Source organism: Phaeovulum vinaykumarii (genome assembly GCF_900156695.1).
Lineage (GTDB): Bacteria > Pseudomonadota > Alphaproteobacteria > Rhodobacterales > Rhodobacteraceae > Bieblia_A > Bieblia_A vinaykumarii.
In genome coordinates, this window is record NZ_FTOM01000025.1 from 1 (window position 1) to 1,955 (window position 1,955).

Sequence of the window (1,955 nt, forward strand, 5' to 3'; positions counted from 1 at the left end):
ATACGGCGTGGCACCGAAGTAGCGGGCATCGAGGAAGGCCCGGACCAGGTTCGCCTGCATCTGTCGGGCGGAGAGACCGTCGCGACCGCGCGCTTGATCGCCTGCGCCGGAACGCAGGCCGAGCGGCTGGCGCGCATGTGTGGCGTGGGCGACGATTTCACCATCGTGCCGTTCAAGGGCGAGTATTTTCGTCTCGCGCCGCGGCACGACGCCGTCGTGCCACACCTGATCTACCCCGTGCCCGACCCAGAGCTTCCGTTTCTGGGCATCCACCTCACCCGGATGATCGGTGGGTATGTGACGGTCGGGCCCAATGCCGTCCTGTCGCTGGCGCGGGAACGATATGGCAAGGCCGCTGTCGACCCTCGTGACATGGCCGACATGGCTCGTTTCCCGGGCTTCTGGCGCACCCTGTGCGGCAATCTTTCGTCAGGTCTGTCCGAGATGGCCAATTCAGCTTTCCGTCGACGCTATCTGCGTGCCTGTCAACGATACTGTCCTTCGCTGTCGCTATCGGATCTGCAGCCCCATCCGCCGGGCATCCGGGCTCAGGCCGTCATGCGGGACGGCACGCTGGTGCATGATTTCCTGATACGCGAAACGCCCCGTACCATCCATATCTGCAATGCGCCGTCGCCCGCGGCCACCTCGGCCATTCCCATCGCCCGCCATATCCGCGAGAGGGCCACAAGACAATTCAACCTGAAAGATCAGACCTATGCTTTATGACCTGCGAACCTATCGCTGCCGTCCGGGAACCATCGGCAAGCAGCTAAAGCTCTATGAGGACATGGGCTATGAGGCCCAGTGCCGCCATCTCGGCATGCCGCTCTTCTACGGCACCGTCGAAACTGGCGACGTCAATTCCTACGTCCATATGTGGGTCTACGAGAACGCAGCGGACCGCGACGCCCGGCGAACCGCGCTTTACGGGGATCCCGACTGGCTGGCCTATCGTGATCGCGGCGCCGAGTTCGGCTATCAGATCGAACAGCACAACACGCTGCTGCGTCCCACATCCTTCTGGGCTTCCGGCCTTGGAGCCGGACAATGACCGCGCCAAGCTGGACGGCCGATCCGCTGGTCTGGGGCCAGGGTCCGCAGCGGTTCGAGGTTTTCCTCGAACCGACCTGCCCGTTTTCGGGGCGCGCCCTCGGAAAACTCTGGGAGTTTCTCGATCTGGCCGACCCTGAGCGGGTATCGGTGTTGATCCGGCTGCAATCGCAGCCCTGGCACATGTTTTCCGGCCTCATCACCCGTGCAATTCTTGTCGCCTCGACCACGGCTGACGGGAAAGAAGCCGCCCGTCGCGTCATGGAAGCAATCTATGCCAACCGCAAGGTCTTCGAATTCGACGATCATGCGACCGGCCCGAACCGAGACGCAACGCCGGACGAGATTTTGAGGCGGATAACGAATGAAAGCGGAGTGGCTATGGAGGACGCCTTCGACATCCCGGACCTGGATCGTGAGATCAAGTGGCACTGCAAATACGCACACCAAAACGGCATCCATGTTTCGCCGACCTTCATGGTCAATGGGCTGATCGCCGCAGATCTCGGTGGCGGAGATTCTTTAGCGGCTTGGGCCGCCAAGCTGGATTGAAAGATGCAGTGCCATGCCTTGGCAAATGCGATGGCAACTCAGCCGCGACACGACCTGTGGCTGTGACGATCCCGAACTGACTGCCCAAACGTCAAATCTGCGTCCGTGAGTGTGGCGCACCCATCAGAATTCGAACCTGGGACCTCTACGTTCAGCGGGCAGCGCTCAAGTGTGCTGTCGCATTGTCGCCACCGCTAAGCCGCTGCTCGGAATAACGATTGCAAAGCGCTGGATGTCTCAGCAACCTCAGCTACTTGCTTGGCGACATTCCTAATATCGACTAGTCCCACAAGTCGGCCGTCTGGGCGCACGTTATGATGGATGCGGCCTCCCGCAACCACTTTGCTTGC

3 protein-coding genes are annotated in these 1,955 nt (G+C 61.2%); all 3 read left to right on the forward strand.

The window, feature by feature from the left end; genetic code table 11:
- On the forward strand, positions 1 to 729 hold a 729-nt coding region (gene lhgO, locus BW949_RS16385), incomplete at its 5' end, for an L-2-hydroxyglutarate oxidase (protein WP_143524475.1).
- Positions 719 to 1,054, forward strand: coding sequence for an NIPSNAP family protein (locus BW949_RS16390; protein WP_076368007.1), 336 nt, complete (start codon positions 719 to 721; stop codon positions 1,052 to 1,054). The genes lhgO and BW949_RS16390, both read left to right, overlap by 11 nt.
- Positions 1,051 to 1,605: a DsbA family protein gene (locus BW949_RS16395; RefSeq protein WP_076368009.1), complete on the forward strand. Its 555-nt coding sequence runs from the start codon at positions 1,051 to 1,053 to the stop codon at positions 1,603 to 1,605. Before BW949_RS16390 ends, BW949_RS16395 begins: the two co-directional genes overlap by 4 nt.
- Positions 1,606 to 1,955 lie beyond the last annotated feature (350 nt).